General features: G+C 63.8%; 15 protein-coding genes and 1 pseudogene. 7 read left to right on the top strand and 9 right to left on the bottom strand.

The window, feature by feature from the left end; all coding sequences use genetic code 11:
- The first annotated feature begins 129 nt into the window (after positions 1-129).
- The 3 genes from ABX298_RS03220 (at position 130) to ABX298_RS03230 (ending at position 2,760) form a co-directional block, all read left to right on the top strand.
- On the top strand, positions 130-717 hold the full coding sequence (locus tag ABX298_RS03220) for a YecA family protein (protein ID WP_025340148.1): 588 nt from the start codon (positions 130-132) through the stop codon (positions 715-717).
- Entirely contained in the window at positions 671-1,090 is a 420-nt protein-coding gene (locus tag ABX298_RS03225; RefSeq protein ID WP_162276778.1) for a YbaN family protein, read from the top strand. Before ABX298_RS03220 ends, ABX298_RS03225 begins: the two co-directional genes overlap by 47 nt.
- A gap of 311 nt (positions 1,091-1,401) precedes the next feature.
- Entirely contained in the window at positions 1,402-2,760 is a 1,359-nt protein-coding gene (locus ABX298_RS03230) for a TolC family outer membrane protein (RefSeq protein ID WP_075045977.1), read from the top strand.
- Positions 2,761-2,930: 170 nt separating this feature from the next.
- Here the strand turns inward: ABX298_RS03230 and ABX298_RS03235 are convergent, their stop codons facing one another.
- The 3 genes from ABX298_RS03235 to ABX298_RS03245 form a co-directional block, all read right to left on the bottom strand.
- Positions 2,931-3,530 carry a tRNA-uridine aminocarboxypropyltransferase gene (locus ABX298_RS03235; RefSeq protein WP_085691676.1) on the bottom strand — a complete coding sequence of 200 codons (600 nt, stop codon included), beginning with the start codon at positions 3,528-3,530 and terminating at the stop codon, positions 2,931-2,933.
- 164 nt (positions 3,531-3,694) lie between these two features.
- The gene (locus ABX298_RS03240) at positions 3,695-5,260 is read right to left on the bottom strand and encodes a PAS domain-containing methyl-accepting chemotaxis protein (protein ID WP_317409062.1); all 1,566 of its coding nucleotides are present in this window, start codon (positions 5,258-5,260) and stop codon (positions 3,695-3,697) included.
- A 139-nt stretch (positions 5,261-5,399) separates the two neighbouring features.
- The gene (locus ABX298_RS03245) at positions 5,400-6,293 is read right to left on the bottom strand and encodes a LysR family transcriptional regulator (RefSeq protein ID WP_025340153.1); all 894 of its coding nucleotides are present in this window, start codon (positions 6,291-6,293) and stop codon (positions 5,400-5,402) included.
- Between the two features lie 225 nt (positions 6,294-6,518).
- On the opposite strand from ABX298_RS03245, the gene speB reads away from it, so the two are divergent.
- Together speB and ABX298_RS03255 are read left to right on the top strand one after the other, a co-directional pair.
- Entirely contained in the window at positions 6,519-7,469 is a 951-nt protein-coding gene (speB, locus tag ABX298_RS03250; RefSeq protein WP_025340154.1) for an agmatinase, read from the top strand.
- A 264-nt stretch (positions 7,470-7,733) separates the two neighbouring features.
- On the top strand, positions 7,734-9,113 hold the full coding sequence (locus tag ABX298_RS03255; protein ID WP_025340155.1) for a sodium:solute symporter: 1,380 nt from the start codon (positions 7,734-7,736) through the stop codon (positions 9,111-9,113).
- Positions 9,114-9,302: 189 nt separating this feature from the next.
- Here ABX298_RS03255 and ABX298_RS03260 read toward each other — a convergent pair whose 3' ends face one another.
- On the bottom strand, positions 9,303-9,431 hold the full coding sequence (locus ABX298_RS03260) for a PA1414 family protein (RefSeq protein ID WP_009683677.1): 129 nt from the start codon (positions 9,429-9,431) through the stop codon (positions 9,303-9,305).
- Between the two features lie 124 nt (positions 9,432-9,555).
- On the bottom strand, positions 9,556-10,449 hold the full coding sequence (locus ABX298_RS03265) for a LysR family transcriptional regulator (RefSeq protein ID WP_075045981.1): 894 nt from the start codon (positions 10,447-10,449) through the stop codon (positions 9,556-9,558).
- Positions 10,450-10,555: 106 nt separating this feature from the next.
- Between ABX298_RS03265 and ABX298_RS03270 the strand changes: the two genes are divergently transcribed.
- A complete protein-coding gene (locus tag ABX298_RS03270; RefSeq protein WP_367394070.1) occupies positions 10,556-11,728 on the top strand; it encodes an MFS transporter in 1,173 nt (390 codons plus the stop codon).
- Between the two features lie 127 nt (positions 11,729-11,855).
- On the opposite strand, the gene ABX298_RS03275 is transcribed toward ABX298_RS03270, so the two are convergent.
- The 3 genes and pseudogenes from ABX298_RS03275 to ABX298_RS03285 all read right to left on the bottom strand — a co-directional run.
- Positions 11,856-12,782 (bottom strand): DMT family transporter, encoded by a 927-nt coding sequence (locus ABX298_RS03275; RefSeq protein ID WP_075045983.1) that lies wholly within the window; start codon positions 12,780-12,782, stop codon positions 11,856-11,858.
- A gap of 106 nt (positions 12,783-12,888) precedes the next feature.
- On the bottom strand, positions 12,889-13,284 hold the full coding sequence (locus tag ABX298_RS03280) for a hypothetical protein (protein WP_013973698.1): 396 nt from the start codon (positions 13,282-13,284) through the stop codon (positions 12,889-12,891).
- Between the two features lie 77 nt (positions 13,285-13,361).
- Positions 13,362-13,469 (bottom strand): annotated as a pseudogene (locus tag ABX298_RS03285) (BrnA antitoxin family protein); the annotation flags it as partial.
- Positions 13,470-13,587: 118 nt separating this feature from the next.
- Between ABX298_RS03285 and ABX298_RS03290 the strand changes: the two are divergent.
- Complete coding sequence (locus ABX298_RS03290; protein ID WP_075045984.1) at positions 13,588-13,860, top strand: hypothetical protein; 273 nt, start codon at positions 13,588-13,590, stop codon at positions 13,858-13,860.
- A 125-nt stretch (positions 13,861-13,985) separates the two neighbouring features.
- On the opposite strand, the gene ABX298_RS03295 is transcribed toward ABX298_RS03290, so the two are convergent.
- A complete protein-coding gene (locus ABX298_RS03295) occupies positions 13,986-15,347 on the bottom strand; it encodes a DEAD/DEAH box helicase (RefSeq protein ID WP_039612590.1) in 1,362 nt (453 codons plus the stop codon).
- Positions 15,348-15,397: the final 50 nt, after the last annotated feature.

The raw sequence follows: 15,397 nt of genomic DNA on the forward strand, positions 1-15,397 counted from the left end.
TGAAAAATCGCGGAGTATACCGCAGCACCGCCCCGCGCAGGACACCACGGCGATAGACGTTCCCTTTACCCCGCCGCCGTCGCAAGGTGCTAGAATTCGTTATCGTTTATTCCCCAAGGTAGCCCTGTAATGTCCTTCGCCGAGCAACTGACCCGCCTGCAAGCCTTCCTCGACGCCGACGAGCTGCACGAGGAAGCGCTGGACTATGTCGCCGCCCACGGCTACCTCACCGCCCTCTCGATCAATGCCGAGGAAGTGCCCGAGCGCGAGTGGATCGACGCCCTGTTCGCTGAAGAGCCGCACTACGCCAGCGATGCTCAGCGCACCGAGATCGAGGCTACCCTGGTGGCACTGAAAGCGCACATCGCCCGCCAGCTGGCCAGCGACGACGAGTTCGAGCTGCCATGCGACCTCGACCTGACCGACGAGCCGGACGATTCCGACCTGCGCGGCTGGTGCATCGGCTTCATGGAAGGCGTATTCCTGCGTGAAGAGGCCTGGTTCGAGAACGCCGAGGAAGAAGTCAGCGAGATGCTGCTGCCGATCATGGTCGGCTCGGGCCTGTTCGACGAGCAGCCGGAGTTCGCCGACATCGCCAGCAACGCCAACCTGCAGGACGACATGATCGTACAGATCCCCGAAGCGCTGACGGCGTTGTTCCTGCTGCTGCATGCCCCAGACGAAAAACCGGCGCTGCTCAAGCCACGCCACCACTAAGTCGCCTGTGCGCTACCTGCTGCTGGCCACCGGCTGGCTCAGCGTCGCGTTGGGGGTGTTGGGGATATTCCTGCCGGTATTGCCCACCACCCCGTTCCTGCTATTGGCGGCCGCCTGCTTTGCCCGCAGCTCGCCGCGCTTTCACCACTGGCTGGTCCATCACCCCAAGCTCGGGCCATGGATCCGTGACTACCTCAGTGGTGAAGGCATCCCCCTCAAGGGCAAGGTCTACGCCATCGGCCTGATGTGGGCCAGCATCGGCCTGTCGTGCTATCTGGTGCCCCTGTTCTGGGCGCGCACCTTCATGTTGACCAGCGCCGTACTGGTAAGCCTGTACATCCTCAGCCAGAAAACCCTGCACAAGCCAAAGTGACAATATTCTGTCGCCAAATATCAATTTCGCCTAACGATTATTCTCCTTATCCGAAATGATTCTGGAACTCTGTTAAACCCCCGTATTAATTGGCTTTCATGGACTTTTCCGCTGCCATTCCCTGGGTCCTTCCGCGAGCCTATTAGACAATTTATATATTATGTGGCAATTTGATATGAAGAAATCTTCTTATCTATCGCGTTGAATGTACTTAGCTGTGTTATTAAAAACCTGCAACACTATATGTAATAACTTTATCGTCATTTTTTTGGCGAGCAGCAGGATCAATTCCAGGATCAGGGAGATGTACCATGCGCGTTTTGAACCCCATCACCAGTGCATTACTGTTGGCCCTGGCGAGTGCCAACGTACAGGCGATGTCGATCACAGAGGCTGTCCAGAGCGCCGTGGACTACCACCCGCAGGTCAGCTCCAACCGCAACAGCAAGCTGTCGGCCGATGAAGATGTGAAGTTCGCGCGTGGTGGCTACTACCCTTCCGTGGATCTGGTCGCCGGCTATGGCCGCCAGCGTTCGGACAACACCACGACGCGTGCCGAGGGCAACCACAACAAGGAAACCCTCAACTACACCCAGTCCGAGCTGCGCCTGCGGCAAATGATCTTCGACGGCTTCAACACTTCGAATGAAGTGGGCCGCACCGAGGCAGTCTCCACCTCCCGCGCCTACTACACCCAGGCCGTTGCCCAGGATGTCGCCCTGCGTGCAGTCGAGGTGTACCTGGAAGTGCTCAAGCGCCGTGAACTGGTGACCCTGGCCAGGAACAACCTGCAAGCCCACCTGCGAGTCAACGACCAGATCGGCCTGCGCAACGAGCGCGGCGTCGGCAGCACCGCCGACCTTGACCAGTCCCGCGCACGTCGCGCCCTGGCGGAAAACAACCTGGATACCGCCGAAGTCGACCTGGCCGATGCCGAGGCCAACTTCTTCAGCGTCGTCGGCCGCATGCCGGACGAGCTGGAAAGCCCGCAGACCATCAAGGGCGAGGTGCCTGGCACCCTCGACGAAGCCCGCGACGGCATGCGCCAGAACAACCCGTACATCAAGTCTGCCCAGGCTGACGTGAATGCTGCCGAGCAGCAATACGAAGTGGCCAAGTCGACCTTCTACCCTCGCTTCGACGCCATTCTGGCTACCGGTGCCAACAACAACACCGGCGGCGAGAAAGGCCACAACAACAACGACTGGCAAGCTGGCGTGGAGATGAACTACAACCTGTTCCGCGGTGGCAGCGACAAGGCTCGCCTGCAGTCCGACGCGCACAAGATCAACCAGGCCCTGGACATCCGCAACAACGCCCTGCGTGAGCTGACCGAAAACCTGAGCCTGGCGTGGAACGCCATGAACAACGCCAGCAAGCAGCTGCCGACTGCGCGTGAATACGCCGAGACCACCAAGCGCGTGCGTGCTGCCTACCAGGACCAGTTCGGCCTGGGCCAACGTACCCTGCTCGACGTGCTCGACAGTGAAAACGAGCTGTACAACGCCGACCGCCGATACACCGAGGTGCGTTATACCGAGGAGTTCTCGCGCTACCGCGTGCTGGCGACCATGGGCGAGCTGTTGACCAAGCAGCGTATTTCGCTGCCGCCAGAAGCGCTGGCTACCACCGAAGTACGCACCGAGGCACGTTTGCCTGATATGCGTTGATCGGGTTCGAGAGAGCCGGGGCCGCTTTGCGGCCCATCGCCGGCAAGCCAGCTCCCACAGGTACAGCACAAGCTTCACCCTTTGTGTTCCAGCTGTAGAAACCCAAACTTGAGCCCTGCCGCTGCGCCTGTGGGAGCTGGCTTGCCGGCGATAGGGCCCTCACTGCCACCTCACCCCGCACCATGGTTACGCTGGAACGTCTCCAAACCCATGGCCCTGATCTGCCCCTCGATCAACGCCTCGAACGGCGCCAGCAGCGCATCGAAACAGGCAGGCTGCTCCAACGCGTTCAGCGCTCCCACCACCGCCTCGATAGTCGATAACGCCCCCGCCTCCGGCGCCTTGCGCAAGCGGTAGCGTGAAGGCGCGACAGCGCCCAGCGTCACCCGCGGCAACGCTTCCAGCAACGGGTTCAGGTACAACAGCTTGCGCGCCTTGCGCCAGGTGCCGTCGGGCACGATCAACAGCAAGGGTTGGTCGTCCGTCTCGCCATAGGCCACCAATTCCTGGGCGTCGTCACCCGGGAACAGCAGGGCTGGCCGGTAACCGGGGGTCGCCAGCAATTCATTCAGGTCATCGAATACCTCGCCTACCCGCAACTCGGCATTGTTCAGGCCAAGGGCGGCCAGGCGGGCCGTATTCAGGGCATGGGTAGTTTCACTGGGGTGCTGCAGCAGGATTACGCGGGTGCGGCTGTCGAGTGCGGGGATCAGTGGGCAGAGGCAATGGTCGAGCGGGCGCTGGCAGCGCTCGCAGCGGGGTCTGGGCATGGGGTTCTCCTTGGCGGGAACAGTTTGCCACAGAACCGGGGCCCGCTTTGCGGGCCATTCGCCGGCAAGCCAGCTCCCACAGGTATTGCACAAGGCCCAGGCCTGTGGTGATCCTGTGGGAGCTGGCTTGCCGGCGATAGGGCCGCAAGGCGGCCCCGGCAATCTCAACGATTGAACCGCTCCGCCAGGCTATGCAGGTACTCCGCCATGCGCTCCAGGTCCTGGCTGATTTCCGCGCCTTGCCTGGCCTGCCCGGCACTCTGATCGCACAGGTGGGCTATGCGCACGATCTGCTGGTTGATGTCCTCGGCCACATGGCTCTGCTGCTCCGACGCCGTCGCCATCTGCTGGCTCATGCCGGTGATGCGGCTGACCGCCTGGGCAATCCCGCTCAACGCTGCCTGCACCGCCTCGACACTGTGCACGCTGTCCCGAGAGATCTGCTCGCCACGGCTGGCGGTGCTCACCGCGCGCTCTGCCCCGGCGCGCAACGAGGCGATGATCTGGTGGATCTCCTCGGTCGAGGCACGGGTGCGCTGGGCCAGCGATCGCACTTCATCCGCCACCACGGCAAACCCGCGCCCCTGTTCGCCGGCACGCGCCGCCTCGATCGCCGCGTTGAGCGCCAGCAGGTTGGTCTGCTCGGCGATTGAGGTAATCACATCGACCACGCTGCCGATCGACTGGGTCTGCTCGGCCAGGGCATTGACGGCCTGGCCGATGTCGTTGACCGCATTGCTCATGCTGCCCATGGCTTGCAGGCTCTGCATGGCCAGCTCGCTGCCCTGCTGCGCCAGCTGGTCGGCATCGCCCGCTGCGTGCGCCGTGCTCTGCACGTTATGGGTAACCTGCTGAATGGTCGCCGCCATCTGCGCGATGGCGGCGGCGGACTGGTCGGTCTCGTTGCGCTGGCGGTCGAGCATCTGTGCCTGGGCATCGGACAAGTCGGACGACTGCGCCGCCCGCGACTTCACCCCGACCCCGGCATCCACCAGGCGGGTCAAGGCCGTTTGCAGGCGTGCTTCCTCGCTGATGATGGCAAGATCCAGCTGGCCTTGCAGGCCTGGGTTGTCGCTGTAGGTCAGTGCCACCAGCGGGCTGGTGAAGGCCTTGGGGTGCTCGGCCAGCGTGCGGCGGATGGCCTGGTTCTGCCGGTGCTCGACCAGATACCAGGCCAGCAGCAGGCTGGCCATCAGCACCCCGAGCGCCGCGTAGGGCGGTAGCCACAGGTAGCCCGCCGCCGACAGCAGGCCCGCACCGATCAATGGCCAACCGTGACCCAGGCCATGCCCCAGACGGGCCGCCCACGGCACCGGCGCGCGGCCAGCCCGCAAGCGCGCGTACAACGCCTCGGCGCGGCGGATCTGCTCACGGGTGGGCACCGAGCGCACCGACTCGTAGCCACTGATGCGGCCCTGCTCGTAGACGGCCGTGACATAGGCGCTGACCCAGTAGTAATCACCGTTCTTCGCCCGGTTCTTGACTACGCCCATCCACGGTTTGCCTTGTTTGATGGTTTCCCACATGTGGCCGAACACGGCCGGAGGCATGTCCGGATGGCGCACCAGGTTGTGGGGTTGGCCGACCAGCTCGTCGTAGGTGAACCCGCTGATCGCCACGAAAGCGTCGTTGCAGTAGGTGATGCGGCTGTTGAGGTCGGTGGTGGAAATCAGGCGCTGATCGTTGGGAAAGGTTCTTTCGTGCTCAGTGACGGGCAAATTCATGCGCATCTTGGGCAATCCTTGCAGGATGAAAGGGAGGTAGACAGCAGCACACACTGATTTGATATATAGCAGGGCGCCATTATGTTGTCGGTCAGCGGCACCAACAATTTAACGGGGGCCGACGAAATACAGCATGTGCCGGACTTCAACCCACGTTGAGCTGGCTTTTCAGCAGGTCGCGGAAAGTCTGGATCAACGGTTCGCGGCTGCGCCCGCGGCGAATGATCAGCGAGAATGGTGCCTGGTAGCCAAAGGTGGACGGCGACAGCACGCGCAAGTCGCCCTTGTCGACCCAGGCCTGGGCATAGTGCTCGGGCAGGTAGCCGATGTAGGCCCCGGAGAGAATCAGGATCAACTGCGCCTCCATGCTCTCCACCGTCGCCGCGCTGTGCTTGAAGCCATGCCGGGCCAGTTCGGCCTGGCTCCAGTAGCCACGCCCGACCATGCGCTGCTGGGTCACCACCTGCTCGGGGATACGCCGTTCGGCATACAACGGGTGGCGGCTACTGCAGTACAGCCAGTGCTGCTCACGGTACAGCGGCTGATAGAGCAGCCCGCTCATGCGCGAGGAAAACGCCCCGATCGCCAGGTCCAGGCGGTTGTCCTGCACGCCCAGTTGCAGCTCGTAAGGGCTGGACACCGACAGGTGCAGGTGCACCGCCGGGTGTTCCTGGCTGTAGGCGCCGATGGCCTCGGCCAGCGGCAAGGCCTGGTCACCGACCGTGGAGTCGATCACCCCCAGGTTGAGGGTGCCGCGCAACTCGCCCTTGAGGGCGGCGGCGTACTGTTCGAAACCGTCCAGCTCGGCCAGCAGGCGCAGGGTTTCCTGGTGGAACAGCTCGCCCTTGCTGGTCAGGCTGAAGCCGCCACGGCCGCGGTGGCACAGTACGATGCCCAGGGCACCTTCCAGCTGGCTCATGTAGGTGCTGATGGCCGAAGTCGACAGGTTCAGCTCGCGCTGGGCATTGGCAAAGCCCTGGTGGCGCACCACGCTGACGAAGATGCGCAGCAGTTTCAGGTCGGGCAAGGTCGAGGCCATGGTGCAACGGTTCCGCAAGGGTGTTTGCGCGCAGTCTAACCGCTCTGCCGGCCTTTAGTTCAGAAATTCCTGAACTAAGTATTTGCCGGTAGCGATTTTTCCCCGGCACTACCTTCAGCAGACTTGGCCGAAATGTCCCTGCCCGCCGGCAAGACCACACCTGGAAGGCGCGCGGCGGCACAGGTTCGAACAAACAGAACAATCGACCGACTGATGAGGCCCACCGTGGACAAGATCCTCCACCAACCACTGGGCGGCAACGAAATGCCGCGTTTCGGCGGCATCGCCACCATGCTCCGTCTCCCCCACCTGCAAAGTGCCCAAGGCCTGGACGCCGCCTTCATCGGCGTGCCACTGGACATCGGTACCTCGCTGCGCTCCGGCACCCGCTTCGGCCCGCGTCAGATCCGTGCCGAATCGGTGATGATCCGCCCGTACAACATGGCCACCGGGGCTGCACCGTTCGACTCGCTGTCGGTGGCCGACATCGGTGACGTGGCGATCAACACCTTCAACCTGCTGGACGCCGTGCGCATCATCGAAGAAGCGTATGACGAGGTCCTTGAGCACAACATCATCCCGCTGACCCTGGGTGGCGACCACACCATCACCCTGCCGATCCTGCGCGCGCTGCACAAGAAACACGGCAAGATCGGCCTGGTGCACATCGATGCCCACGCCGACGTCAACGACCACATGTTCGGCGAGAAGATCGCCCACGGCACCACCTTCCGCCGCGCCGTGGAAGAAGGCCTGCTCGATTGCGAGCGCGTGGTGCAGATCGGCCTGCGCGCCCAGGGCTACACCGCCGATGACTTCAACTGGAGCCGCCGCCAGGGCTTCCGTGTGGTCCAGGCCGAAGAGTGCTGGCACAAGTCGCTGGAACCGCTGATGGCCGAAGTGCGCGAAAAGGTCGGCGGTGGCCCGGTGTACCTGTCGTTCGACATCGACGGCATCGACCCGGCCTGGGCGCCTGGTACTGGCACCCCGGAAATCGGCGGCTTGACCACCATCCAGGCGATGGAGATCATTCGCGGCTGCCACGGCCTGGACCTGATCGGCTGTGACCTTGTCGAAGTCTCCCCGCCTTACGACACCACCGGCAACACCTCGCTGCTCGGCGCCAACCTGCTGTTCGAGATGCTCTGCGTGCTACCAGGCGTAGTGCGCCGCTAAACGAGAGCAACACCGTTCCCTGTGGGAGCGGGCAAGCCCGCGAAGGGGCCAGCACTGACAACCCCCGTGCATGGCAAGGGCTGCGCCCTTTCGCGGGCACGCCCGCTCCCACAGGGGACTAGTGCAAGCCTCTAGAAAGTACCCCGGCAGGAGCCATATGGGAGGGCCATTGAGGCCCGCCAACAACACGACAAGACCGCCGGGCGCCGTGAACCCGCCCGCGTGGTCGATCTCGCCATAATAAAGATAATCGGGAGACCCCCAATGGCCTTGGACATCATTGTTGTAATGATCTATACCGCCGGCATGCTCGGGCTTGGCTGGTATGGCATGCGGCGCGCGAAAACCCACGAGGACTACCTGGTGGCCGGGCGCAACCTCGGCCCGGTCCTGTACATGGGTACCATGGCCACCACCGTGCTCGGTGGCGCGTCCACCGTCGGCACCGTGCGCCTGGGCTACGTCCACGGCATCTCCGGCTTCTGGCTGTGCGCAGCCCTGGGCCTGGGCATCATCGCCCTCAACCTGTTCCTCGCCAAGCCCTTGCTGCGCCTGCGCATCTTCACCGTGACCCAGGTGCTGGAGCAGCGCTACAACCCAGCCGCACGCCAGGCCAGCGCCGTGATCATGCTGGCCTACGCACTGATGATCGGCGTCACCTCGACCCTGGCCATGGCCACCGTATTGCAGGTGCTGCTCGACCTGCCGTTCTGGGCCTCGCTGCTGCTGGGCGGTGGTGTGGTGGTGCTGTACTCGACCATTGGCGGCATGTGGTCGCTCACCCTGACCGACATCGTCCAGTTCGTGATCAAGACCGTCGGCCTGATGTTCATCCTGCTGCCAGTGTGCCTGTACAAGGCCGGTGGCTGGGACACCCTGGTGGCCAAGCTGCCGGCGGCCAGCTTCCAGCTGACCACCATTGGCTGGGACACCATCATCACCTACTTCCTGATCTACTTCTTCGGCATCCTCATCGGCCAGGACATCTGGCAGCGGGTGTTCACTGCCCGTGACGAGAAGGTCTGCCAGCGCGCCGGCACCACCGCCGGTGTGTACTGCGTACTGTACGGCCTGGCCTGCGCCGCGATCGGCATGGCCGCGCATGTGCTGATGCCCGACCTGGCCAACCCGAACAATGCCTTTGCCGAGATGATCAAGACCACCCTGCCCGATGGCATCCGTGGCCTGCTGATGGCAGCGGCGCTGGCCGCCATGATGTCCACCGCCAGCGCCGGCCTGCTGGCTGCGTCGACCACCCTGACCGAAGACCTGCTGCCCAAGCTGCGTGGCGGCAAGGCGTCGAGCCTGGGCGTCAGCCGCCTGTTCACCCTGCTCACCGGCCTGGTGGTGCTGGGCATCGCCCTGGTGGTGAACGATGTGATCAATGCCCTGACCCTGGCCTACAACCTGCTGGTCGGCGGCATGCTGATCCCGCTGATCGGCGCGATCTTCTGGAAGCGCGCTACCACCGCCGGGGCTATCGCCAGCATGTCGCTGGGCTTTGCCACCGCGCTGCTGTTCATGTTCAAGGATGGGCTGGAGGCCAATACGCCGATCTACTACAGCCTGGCGGTTGGTCTGGTGAGCTTTGTGGTGGTCAGCCTGATGTCGCGTAAATCGGTGGCGGCGGTGAAGCTGGCCTGATAGATCGCGGCTGCCTGTACAGGCCCTTTCGCGGGTAAACCCGCTCCCACAGGAATATCACAGGCCTCGAGTGCTGTGGGGTACCTGTGGGAGCGGGTTTACCCGCGAAGAGGCCGGTACAGGCAACACACAACTGGCAGACACAAAAAGGCCGCTGCACCCACCCAGGTGCAGCGGCCTTTGTCTGTATCAGCGACGACGCGGTTGGCGTTTGCGCTGCTCTTCATCAGTCGGGATCGGCACCGGCTGCAAGGGTGGTGGAATCAGCCCCAAGGCGACAGCCAGGTCGTGGAGCCAGTTGGACAGTGGTTTATTCATAATGCCCCCTTGACGGGTCAGCCTCACGGCAATTCAATCCTGCGATGTTTCATACAGATCATAGCCCTATGTCCTGTATTACGCATGCCTCTAAACCTACAGATACGGGCCATTTTGATACGGATCAAGCCGTAACGGCGCATTCCGACGACTGGTTAATCGTTTCGCTTTGTTGCAGGTCGATCCAGGCCTGCAAATTTGCCCCACGCATGCCCTGGCGCCACATCAACCAGGTGACCGCCTGATCGAACGGCGCCTGCAACTGGTGCACCCGCACCCGGTCGCGCCCGGGCAGGCTGTCGAGCATCGACCTGGCCATCATCGCCACACCCGCGCCGGCGATCACGCAGGCCAGCATGCTCTGGTACGACTCGATTTCCATCACCCGGCCCATGGGCGTATGGGCATGGGCATACCAGGCCTCCAGGCGCATGCGGTACGAGCAGCCCTGGCGGAAGGTGAACACCGCCTTGCCCGCCACGTCCTTGGCAGTCAGCACCGCCGGGTGCTCGGGGCTGGTGATCAGCACCAGTTGCTCATCGCACAGCGGCACGCCATCCAGCCCGGCCAGGCTCGGTGGCCCGTCCACCAGGGCCGCGTCCAAGGTGTGGTTGAGCAGGCCTTCCAGCAGCTCGCCACTGGGCGCCGCACGCACCTGCAGGTTAACCGCCGGGTAGGCCTGGTGATAACGCGCCAGCAACCCCGGCAAATGGGTGGCCGCCGTGCTGTACATGGTCCCCAGCACAAAGTCCCCGGCCGGTTGGCCGCCCCGCACGGCGGCCAGCGCCTCGTCGCGCAAGGCTGACATGCGGTTGGCGTAATCCAGCAGCACCTTGCCCGCCGGCGACAGCTGCAGGCGCTGGCGTTCGCGCAGGAACAGCTCGACACCCAGTTGCTCCTCGAGCTGGCGCAAGCGCGTCGACAGGTTCGACGGCACCCGATGCAGGCGCTCTGCGGCACGGGTGACCGAACCTTCCTCGGCCACGGCCTGGAAGATACGCAGTTGGCTGAATTCCATGGCATTCTCCAAAACAGAACAACTTGATCATCATTATTCAATTTTATTGAAAAAGAAACCGCCCTAACCTGCCAGCCATCGCTTACATCCGTGCAGGAGACTCGTCATGTCGCCACTCATTCAACTGCTGGCCAGCGCCGTGGCGCTGATGATGGCCATGGGCATCGGCCGTTTCGCCCTGACCCCGCAGCTGCCGCAACTGATCGCCGAAGGCCAGTTCGACCTGACGGTCGCCGGGCTGGTGGCAGCGGCCAACTACCTGGGTTACTTCATCGGCGCGGTCGATGCCATGTTCGCCCGCTCGCCGGGCCAGGTGCGCCTGCGCCTGCACGGTGGGCTGTGGCTGTGCGTGCTGCTGACCCTGGCCTCATGGGCCGCAGACGGGTTCTGGAGCCACCTGCTGCTGCGCTTCGGCACCGGCGTGGCCAGCGCCTGGGTGTTGGTGATGATCACCAGCCTCAGCCAACAGGTGGCCAATGCAAACAACCGCCAGCGCCTGGGTGCCCTGGTGTTCGCGGGGCCCGGCCTGGGCATCGCGCTGACGGGTTTGCTGGCGCTGGTGGCGCATTTGTGGGGGCTGGGCTCGGCAGCACTGTGGCTGATCTATGCCGTGGCCGCGCTGGTGATGCTGCTGGCGGTCCGGCCTTGGCTGCCAAGGGCGCTGCAAGCGGCGCCGGTGCCGTCGGCTGCACGCCAGGGCCCGGCGCGCAGTGTCGGCATCGGCCGCCTGGGGCTGGTGTATGCGCTGTATGGCGTGGGTTACATCCTGCCGGCCACCTTCCTGTCGCAAATCGCCAACCAGCAGTTCCACGGGCAGTGGCTGGCCGACCTGTTCTGGCCGGCGTTCGGCCTGGCGGCGGCGCTGGGGGTGCTGCTGGTGAGCCTGCGGCGTGGCGGCCGCACCTCGGCCTGGCTCACTGCCACCCTGTGGCTGCAGGGGCTGGGTGTACTGGCCTGCCTGATGGGCGGGGGTGTCGGGCTGGCGTTGGGCGTGGTGCTGTGTGGTGGGCCGTTCCTGGCCTGCATGCAGCTGGTGATGCAACGTTCGCGGGAGTTGGCGCCGCATGCCACGCAGCGCAATGCCGGGCTGCTGACGGCCTGCTTTGCCCTGGGGCAGTTGAGTGGGCCATTGCTGGCGGCGGTCAGCAGCCATTACAGCGGCGGGCTGCAGCCGGCGCTGATGGTGGCTGCGGGTGGGTTGGTGGTGGCTGGGGGGCTGGTGCTGCTTGGCAGCTCTGCACAGCAGGGCAGCGCCTGTCAGGCCAAGGCAGCATCCTGAATCGTAGCTGCCTGTGCCGGCCTCTTCGCGGGCTCGCCCGCTCCCACAGGTACTGCACAGGCCTTGAAGATTGTGCGGCCCCTGTGGGAGCGGGTTTACCCGCGAAGAGGCCGTAACAGGCTAAAACTCACCCCACAAACTTACGCAACTGCTGCTTCACCCAAGGCTCGGCACTCACCAGGACCACCCCCAGCAGCACCATCAACGCGCCAACCACAAAGTTCAGGCTCAGCGGCTCATCCAGCAACAACACGCCGAAGGTCACCCCGAACAGCGGGGTGATGAACGAGAACACTGCCAGGTTCGACGCCAGGTATTTGCGCAGCAACCAGAACCAGGTCAGGTAGCTGATGAACGACACCACAATCCCCTGGAACAGCACGCTGCCCATCGCCAGCGGCGTCAGCGTGACCGCGCCGATCTGGCCGCTGAGCAAGGCAATCAGCAGCAACCCGGCAAAGCCCACCGCCAGCTGATAGAACAGGGTCAGGGTCGCCGGTGCTTCCGACAGCCGCGAGCAACGCACCACCACCGTGGTCGCTCCCCAGGCCAGCCCGGCGATCACGCCAAAGGCATCCCCCAGCAGGGTGCGGCCATCCATGTGCTCGAACGACATGCCGCCGGCAAACGCCATGGCAATGCCGCCGAAGGCCAGCAGGATCCCCAGCCATTGCAGCAGCCGCAGGCGTTCGCTGGGCAACCTGAAATGCAGGCCCAATGCGGTAAACACCGGCGCGGTATAGAGGAACACCGACATGTGCGCCGCCGAGGTCAGCTTCAGCCCCTCGGCAATGAACAGGAACTCCAGGCCGAACAGCCCGCCCGCCACCACCCCGGCACGCCAGGTGCTGCCGACCTGCTCCCAGCCCCCGCGCCAGCACAGCATCAGGCCCACCAGCACGGCGGCGATGCCGTTGCGCAGGGCCGCCTGCATCACCGGCGCGATATCGATGGCGGCAGTCTTGATCAATACCTGCTGGCAACCCCAGATCAGGCACAGCCCCAGCATCACCTGGAAGGCAAAGGCGTCGGGGTTCTTGCGGACCGCGCTCATAGGCGGGCCTCTGTGGTGGTCATTGGCATGGGCAAGGGCTCGGCAGTGTTCAGGAACTACCGATTATCGGGTTTCCATGGCCGCCCTTGCCAGCCTCAAAACGACCTCAGGCGATCTGTGCCTTCGCCGACACCTGCTCGAAGGTGGTTTCGTCCAGCGCATCCTCCTGCTCGTCCAGCACCTGGCGCGGGTGCTCGAAGCCGGGAATGCTGCTGTCGATCAGGCTCATCAGCCGCGAACCGCGCTCGGTCAGCACGAAGTTCTCGCCATTGCCGCCATCCTCTTCGGGCCGGGTTTCGATGAAACCACGCTCGAACAACAGCCTTTCGTACTCGCAGGCACGGGTTTTCAGGTGGTCCAGGTCGCCCACCGGCTCCCCCTTGGCAGCCAGTGCCGCAGCGTGCTGCTCGGCATAGGGGCGTGGCGTGAAGCTGTGACCGGCGCCGTTCTGCACCTCGTGCAGCAAACGCTCGATCAGGTCCCAGTCGTAGGCGATGCTCATGGCTACGGGCTCCTGCTGTGGACGGAAGGGGTACACAGGTTGGGACCTGTCGAGGTTGCCCGGCGTTCCGAAATATCTCAGCGCTGGCGTTGTTGCGCTTGCATGTACTGGCGCAGCAACTGGTTGATCCGGGTCTGGTAGCCGCTACCCTGCTCTTTGAACCAGGCGAGGACATCGGAATCGAGGCTAGGTCAGATGCCCAACTGGGACAGGCTGACCATGAAGTGCCACCGGTCGAAGGCGCTGAACTAACGGCCAGGCACATGCCTCCACCGGGCATCACCACCGCCGGAGGTAGGAAGGATGAAACTGTTGCTGCCCATTGCCTGCGCCACTGCCCTGTTCTGCGCCGTGCCCGCCTGGGCCTGCACACCGGAAGAAGCAACGCAGAAACGCGAAGAGCTGGCCGGGTTGGTCACCCAGTTGACCGAGCAGAACCCGCAGAAGGCCAAGGAGATCAATGACGAGCTTCAAGGGATGGAGCTTGGGACGGCGAGCAAGGATTTGCCCGACAAGTGTCAGCTGATCGACAAGCGGATCAAGGAGTTGAAAGAGGCGGAGAAAAAGGCTGAATAGTAGTCGCCTGTGCTGGCCTCTTCGCGGGTAAACCCGCTCCCACAGGGATTGCACAGACCTGGAAGCCTGTGGGGTCGCTGTGGGAGCGGGTTCACCCGCGAAGAAGCTAACACCGTTACCGAGCGTTACTCAGCCGCAGGCTTGCGCTTCTTCAGCGGCGCCAGGCCGTCGGCGCTGGCCAGCGGTGCATTGGCCTTCGGCTTGGCGGTTGGCTTGCGCTTGGCGGCCGCCTTCTTGTCACCGGTCTTCTTCTCGACCTTTTTCTTCTTGCTGCCAGCCGCCTTGCCCGAGGCCTTGACCTTCTTCGGCCCGTTGTAGGTGCCCTTCACTTCCTTGATCACCCGGCGCTCGAACTGCTGCTTGAGGTAGCGCTCGATGCTCGACATCAGGTTCCAGTCGTTGTGGGTGATCAGCGAGATCGCCAGGCCTTCGCCACCGGCACGGCCGGTACGGCCCACGCGGTGCACGTACTCGTCACCGCTGCGCGGCATGTCGAAGTTGATCACCAGGTCCAGGCCGTCGATGTCCAGGCCGCGGGCCGCAACGTCGGTAGCCACCAGCACCTTGGAGCTGCCCTGCTTGAAGCGGTCCAGGGCCAGCTTGCGGTCCTTCTGGTCCTTCTCGCCGTGCAGCACGAAGGCCTTCACGTCCTTGGCCACCAGGTGGCCGTAGATGCGGTCGGCCAGGGCGCGGGTGTTGGTGAAGATGATCGCCTTGTCGAAGGTTTCGTTGGCCAGCAGCCACTGCACGATCTGCTCTTTGTGCTGGTCGTGGTCAGCGGTGATGATCTGCTGGCGGGTGCCTTCGGCCAGCTGCGAGACGCTGTTGAGCATCAGGTGCTCTGGGTCTTTCAGCACCTTGCCGATGATGTCGCGCAGGGCCGCACCACCGGTGGTGGCGGAGAACAGCAGGGTCTGCTGGCGGTTCTCGCACTCCTTGCACAGGCGCTCCATGTCTTCGGCAAAGCCCATGTCGAGCATGCGGTCGGCTTCGTCGAGGATCAGCACCTGCACGTGGGACAGGTCGAGGTTGCCGGCATTGAGCTGCTCGAGCAGGCGGCCCGGGGTGCCGATCAGCACATCCGGTACCTTGCGCAGCATGGCGGCCTGTTCCTTGAAGTCTTCACCGCCGGTAACCAGGCCCGACTTGATGTAGGTGAACTGCGAGAACAGCTGTACCTGCTTGAGGGTCTGCTGGGCCAGTTCACGGGTCGGCAGCAGGATCAGCGCACGGATCTCGACGCGGCGTTCGCGCAGGTCGACCAGGCGGTTGAGCAGCGGCAGCACGAAGGCCGCGGTCTTGCCGCTGCCGGTCTGCGCGGTCACGCGCAGGTCACGCCCTTGCAGGGCCAGGGGGATGGCCGCGGCCTGCACCGGGGTTGGCTCGACAAAGTTAAGCTCGGCCACGGCTTTAAGCAGGCGTTCGTGCAGGGCGAATTGGGAGAACACGGAGGTAACCTCAGGCAAGTGCGGAAAATTCAGTTGCATAGGGTAACGTTTTCTGCCGCCTTAGCCGAATTTCTTTTGGCAACTTTGTC

The sequence above is a fragment of the Pseudomonas sp. X4 genome (assembly GCF_040784925.1).
Classification (GTDB): Bacteria; Pseudomonadota; Gammaproteobacteria; order Pseudomonadales; family Pseudomonadaceae; genus Aquipseudomonas; species Aquipseudomonas putida_Z.